Here is a 5,613-nt window from a genome sequence, read left to right as displayed (position 1 = left end):
TTTGAGAAAATCGGCGTAATTGTAGCATAAAAAATTTTAAATACCGCCTAAGATAAAGAATTTTTATGATATAATGTCGCATTTATCAGAAAAAGGAAAGTTATGATAATAGACGATGCCTTGCTAAGCAAGCTGGAAAGGCTATCCGCTCTTAAAATTCCAGATGCTAAGCGAGAAGAATTTAAAGGTCAATTAAATAATATTGTAGATTTTGTAGAAATTCTAAATGAGCTGGATTTACAAAGCGGCGAGGCGGCTATCACTACGCTAAAAGGCGGTACTCCGTTTCGCAAAGATATTCCACGCAAAAGCGACGTCGCAGAAAGCGTCTTAAAGCATGCTCCGCAGTCCGAAGGCGGCTACTTCGTAGTACCGAAAATCATAGATTGAAAGGAATTTTATGGAAGAAGTTCAAAGAAATTTAGTAGATATCGAAACCCTACTAAAAACCGTCGTTTTTAACAAAGCGAGCGACCTTCACTTAGTTTCGCGCTCGGCGCCTCAAATACGTATCGACGGCACACTGCGCCCACTTGCCATGGACCCGCTTAAGGGCACGGATATCGAGTATATCTGCTACGCGCTCATTACCGATGCTCAAAAAAGTGCGCTCGAGGAAAATAAAGAGCTTGACTTTGCGATCGAGCTTCCTAATATCGGACGCTTCCGTGGAAATTACTACTACACTATGAACGGCGATTTGGCTGCCGCATTTCGTATTATTCCTATCGATATTCCTAGCCTGGACGATTTAAAAGCCCCTACGATTTTTAAAGAGGTAGTCAAGCACGAAAAAGGTATGATTTTGGTTACCGGGCCTACTGGTAGTGGTAAATCAACTACTCTTGCCGCGATGCTAAACGAGATTAACGAAAAAGAGCGCAAGCACATCATCACTGTTGAAGATCCGGTCGAGTTCGTCCATACCAATAAAAAAGCGCTTTTTTCTCACAGAAATATCGGCACCGATACCCATTCCTACGCTAATGCATTAAAATTTGCCTTGCGTGAGGACCCGGACATTATCCTCGTGGGCGAGATGCGCGATAGAGAGACTATCTCGATCGCCATTACCGCGGCTGAGACCGGTCACTTGGTATTTGGTACGCTACACACCAACTCCGCGATGCAAACGATCAACCGTATTATCGATAGCTTTGATGGCGGCGAGCAGCTCCAAGTGCGAAATATGCTCTCCGTGTCACTTACCGCGGTCATTTCGCAATCGCTTTTGCCGAAGCTTGGCGGTGGACGTATCGCGATCCATGAAATTTTGCTCAATAACAATGCCGTAGCGAATCTAATCCGCGAAAACAAGGTGCATCAAATTTACTCTCAAATGCAGCTAAATCAGCAATCTACCGGTATGATAACTCAAACTCAAGCGATGGTTAAAGCGATCCGTGCAAATCAAATTTCAAAAGATACGGCGTTTAGGTACTCGACTAACCTGCAAGAGCTAATAGGCGTGGTGGGTGCTTGATGGAAGGTATTAACTGGTTCGACGTCGGCTGTTTGGTACTCGTAGTGCTCTTCGGACTGCGCGGTATCACCAACGGCATCGTAAAAGAAATTTTTGGAATTTTGGGTCTCATCGGCGGTCTTTTTGCCGCGATGCGTTATAAAACTATGGCAGGCGAGTGGATTGCAGCAAAAATTCCAGCTTTGCAGAATGCAAACGGCGTGCTTTCGGGCGATACGACGCAGGTTCTCATCGGCTTTATCGCTGTGCTTTTTGGTGTATGGATCTCGTGTTTGATTATAGGCGAAATCATTTCAAAATTCTTTAAATGGAGTGGACTCGGATTTGTCGATAAGATCGGCGGTTTCGTGTTTAGCGTAAGTAAAATTTTCTTGATTTTTGCCGTTATTGTTACGCTTGCAAGCGGTCCTATGTCGATGAACGAACAGACTAAAAAGTATTTTGAAAGCAGCAAAACTGCGCCGATTTTCTTAAAAATCGGAAATTGGATTTTAAATCTCAAAGATGATCCGAAGATCAAACAAAGCTTAAATTCCATCGGTTCTAAGATGGATGACAAGCTCTTAAAAGATCAGAATTCTACCGCCCGTATGAACTCGGATCAAAATCAAAGCACTGAACCTAGCGATTTTAACGCCAGTTCAGAAGTAAATTCTACAGAAAGGACAAAATTATGAATGCAAAAATCGAAAATTTAGAGTTTGACGCTCTAATTGTTGAGTTTAAAAAGGCGCTTGCCGCTAGCGGTCTAAAATATACTAAGCAGCGCGAGGTTTTGCTCCGCACGCTTTATAACAACAATAAACACTTCACACCTGAGGCACTTCACAACGAGATCAAAGCGAAATTTCCGGAGCTAAACGTAGGCATAGCGACGGTGTATCGCACCTTAAATTTACTAGAGGATTCGGGGATGGCGACGTCGATCTCATTTGGCGCACAGGGCAAGAAATTTGAGCTTGCCAACAAGCCTCACCACGACCATCTAATCTGCAAAAGCTGCAATAAGATCATAGAATTTCAAGACGCCACTATTGAGCGAAAACAGCTTGCCGTCGCCAAAGAGCACGGATTTACGCTTACGGGACATATGATGCAGCTGTATGGAATTTGCCCTGAATGCGCGGCAAAAAGGAAGTAGATTGTTTGATAGCCAGTTAGAAATCCAAAGGATAGACAAGGCGTCGGAACTTCGGAATTTGGGGGCTAATCCCTATCCGCACTTTCTAAAAAAAGATATGAGCATAGCCGAGTTTAAAGAGAAATTCGGCTACATAAAAGATACCGAGGATAAAAAAGCGAGCGAGGAGGTAAGCCTTGCAGGAAGGTTAAAGCTAAAGCGCGTCGCGGGCAAATCCACCTTCGCAAACATAGAAGATCAAAGCGGCAATATTCAAATTTATTACTCTCGCGACAGCATTGGCGAGGAGGATTACGTTAAATTTAAGAAAAATCTCGAAGTGGGCGATATAATTTTGGTGCGCGGATACGCCTTCGTCACCCAAACGGGCGAGTTTTCGATCCATGCCAGCAAAATAACGCTTGCGTCCAAAGCGATCTGCCCACTTCCGGAGAAATTTCACGGCCTTGTCGATATCGAGATGCGCTACCGCCAAAGATATCTCGATATGATAATGAACCCCGAGGTCCGCGAGGATTTTATCAAGCGCTCGATCATCGTTAGCGAGATCCGCAGCTTTTTTGAAAAGCATGGATTTTTAGAGGTCGAAACGCCGATGATGCACCCAATCGCAGGTGGCGCGAACGCTAAGCCATTTATCACGCACCACAACGCCCTAGACGTTGATCGTTACCTACGTATCGCGCCGGAGCTGTATCTCAAGCGCCTTATAGTAGGCGGCATGGAGGCGGTCTTTGAGATCAACCGAAACTTCCGCAACGAAGGTATGGATCTGACGCACAATCCGGAATTTACCAGCATAGAATTCTACTGGGCGTGGCATGATTATAACGACGCGATGAACCTAACCGAGGAGCTATTTAAAGCGCTGTTTAAGAGGCTTGGGCTAGGCGAAATTTTAACCTACGATGAGTGCGAGATCGATTTTTCAAAGCCTTTTGCGCGCATAAAGTATCTCGACGCGCTTGCGCAGATAGGCGGCATCGAGCCGCAGATCGTAAATGATCGCGAAAAGATCGTCGCAAAACTCAAAGAGGATAAATTTGAAGTCAATGAAAAGCTCGATCTAGGCCACCTGCAGAGCGAACTTTTTGATAATTACGTAGAAGCTAAGCTCATAAATCCGACCTTCATCGTGGATTTTCCGATCTCGATCAGCCCGCTTTCGCGCAGAAGCGACGAAAATCCGCAAATAGCCGAGAGATTTGAGCTCTATATCGCGGGCAAGGAGCTAGCCAACGCCTTTAACGAGCTGAACGATCCGCTCGATCAATACGCCAGATTTAAGGCGCAAATCGACGCTAAAAACGCGGGCGACGACGAGGCGCACGAGATGGACGAGGATTACGTCCGCGCGCTTAGTTACGCGATGCCCCCGACTACTGGCTGGGGGCTTGGAATCGATCGCTTGGCGATGATTTTGCTGAATAAAAAATCGATCCGCGACGTGATTTTGTTCCCTGCGATGAGGCCGCTAAATTTAGAGAAGGAGTAAACGTGTCAAATTTAGAAAAATTCGATAATGAAATTTTTAGTTTAACTAACAAAGAGCTTGCCCGCCAGTGCGATTATTTGGAGATGATCGCGAGTGAAAATTTTACCTATCCCGAGGTGATGGAGGCGATGGGTTCGGTGCTAACGAACAAATACGCCGAGGGTTATCCCGGTAAGCGTTACTACGGCGGCTGCGAGTTCGTAGATGAGATCGAGCAGATCGCGATCGATCGCTGCAAAAAGCTCTTCGGCTGTGAGTTTGCAAACGTCCAGCCAAACAGCGGTAGCCAAGCCAACCAAGGCGTCTATGCCGCATTTTTGAAACCGGGCGATAAAATTTTAGGCATGGCGCTTAGCCACGGCGGGCATTTGACGCACGGCGCGAAGGTCTCAAGCAGCGGAAAGATGTATGAGAGCTTCGAGTACGGCGTGGAGCTCGACGGCCGCATAAACTACGATAAGGTGCTTGAGATCGCTCAGATCGTAAAACCGAAGATGATCGTTTGCGGCGCAAGCGCCTATACGCGCGAGATAGATTTTGCTAAATTTAGACAGATCGCTAATAGTGTGGGAGCCTTTCTTTTCGCCGACGTAGCGCATGTTGCAGGGCTAGTCGTCGCGGGCGAACATACTAATCCGTTTCCGCACTGCCACGTCGTAAGCTCGACCACGCACAAGACGCTTCGCGGTCCGCGCGGCGGAATTATAATGACCAACGACGAGGAATTTGCCAAAAAGATCAACTCGGCGATCTTCCCGGGCATCCAGGGCGGCCCGTTAATGCACGTCATCGCTGCTAAGGCGGTCGGCTTTAAACACAATCTAAGCCCCGAGTGGAAGCTCTATGCCAAGCAGGTCAAGGCAAACGCTAGAATTTTAGGCGAGACGCTGGTTAAGCGCGGCTTTGATCTCGTTAGCGGCGGCACCGACAACCATCTGATTTTGATGAGCTTTTTAAATAGAGATTTTAGCGGCAAGGACGCTAGCGCCGCGCTTGAAAACGCAGGCATCACGACGAATAAAAATACCGTGCCGGGCGAGACTCGCAGTCCGTTCGTCACCAGCGGCATCCGCGTCGGCAGCCCCGCACTTACCGCGCGCGGCATGAAGGAGAAAGAATTTGAGTTTATCGGAAATAAAATCGCCGACGTACTAAGCGACATCTCAAATTCCAAGCTTCAGGCGCGAGTTAAAGAGGAAGTGCGGGATTTGGCGCACCGCTTTATCATCTACGACCGCGCGATGTATTAAATTTAATAAATTCGGGTAAGCTTACCCGAATTTATTTATTTCGTACATTTTGCGTGGTAGAATTTACAAAGTAAATAATAATCTTAGGAGAGAGTATGAACGACAAAAATTTCGATATGAGCAGCATAGACGACATAGTGATCAATAGCGGCAATGTCGATAAGAACGCGAATTTGAAAAAGGGTCTTACCGTCGCAGCCGGCGTCGTAGTTTTATTCTTAATCATTTTAATCATAATGAAGGC

General features: G+C 46.4%; 6 protein-coding genes. All 6 read left to right on the top strand.

Going from position 1 to position 5,613, the window contains the following annotated elements:
• Window positions 1-102: 102 nt before the first annotated feature.
• The 6 genes from gatC to Q0257_RS02730 are packed head-to-tail and all read left to right on the top strand — an operon-like array spanning window position 103 to window position 5,369.
• The gene (gene gatC / locus Q0257_RS02755; RefSeq protein ID WP_291939991.1) at window positions 103-390 is read left to right on the top strand and encodes an Asp-tRNA(Asn)/Glu-tRNA(Gln) amidotransferase subunit GatC; all 288 of its coding nucleotides are present in this window, start codon (window positions 103-105) and stop codon (window positions 388-390) included.
• A 10-nt stretch (window positions 391-400) separates the two neighbouring features.
• On the top strand, window positions 401-1,483 hold the full coding sequence (locus Q0257_RS02750) for a type IV pilus twitching motility protein PilT (protein WP_005871218.1): 1,083 nt from the start codon (window positions 401-403) through the stop codon (window positions 1,481-1,483).
• Window positions 1,483-2,160: a CvpA family protein gene (locus Q0257_RS02745; protein ID WP_298021262.1), complete on the top strand. Its 678-nt coding sequence runs from the start codon at window positions 1,483-1,485 to the stop codon at window positions 2,158-2,160. Before Q0257_RS02750 ends, Q0257_RS02745 begins: the two co-directional genes overlap by 1 nt.
• A complete protein-coding gene (locus Q0257_RS02740; RefSeq protein WP_005871221.1) occupies window positions 2,157-2,624 on the top strand; it encodes a Fur family transcriptional regulator in 468 nt (155 codons plus the stop codon). The genes Q0257_RS02745 and Q0257_RS02740 overlap by 4 nt, the downstream gene beginning before the upstream one ends.
• Window position 2,625: 1 nt before the next feature.
• Entirely contained in the window at window positions 2,626-4,119 is a 1,494-nt protein-coding gene (lysS, locus tag Q0257_RS02735; RefSeq protein ID WP_298021259.1) for a lysine--tRNA ligase, read from the top strand.
• Between the two features lie 2 nt (window positions 4,120-4,121).
• Window positions 4,122-5,369, top strand: coding sequence for a serine hydroxymethyltransferase (locus tag Q0257_RS02730; RefSeq protein ID WP_298021256.1), 1,248 nt, complete (start codon window positions 4,122-4,124; stop codon window positions 5,367-5,369).
• Window positions 5,370-5,613: the final 244 nt, after the last annotated feature.

The sequence above is a fragment of the uncultured Campylobacter sp. genome (genome assembly GCF_938018035.1).
Taxonomy (GTDB): domain Bacteria; phylum Campylobacterota; class Campylobacteria; order Campylobacterales; family Campylobacteraceae; genus Campylobacter_B.
Note: the sequence above shows the minus strand (reverse complement) of the source record. Positions and strands in the feature narration are given on the sequence as shown.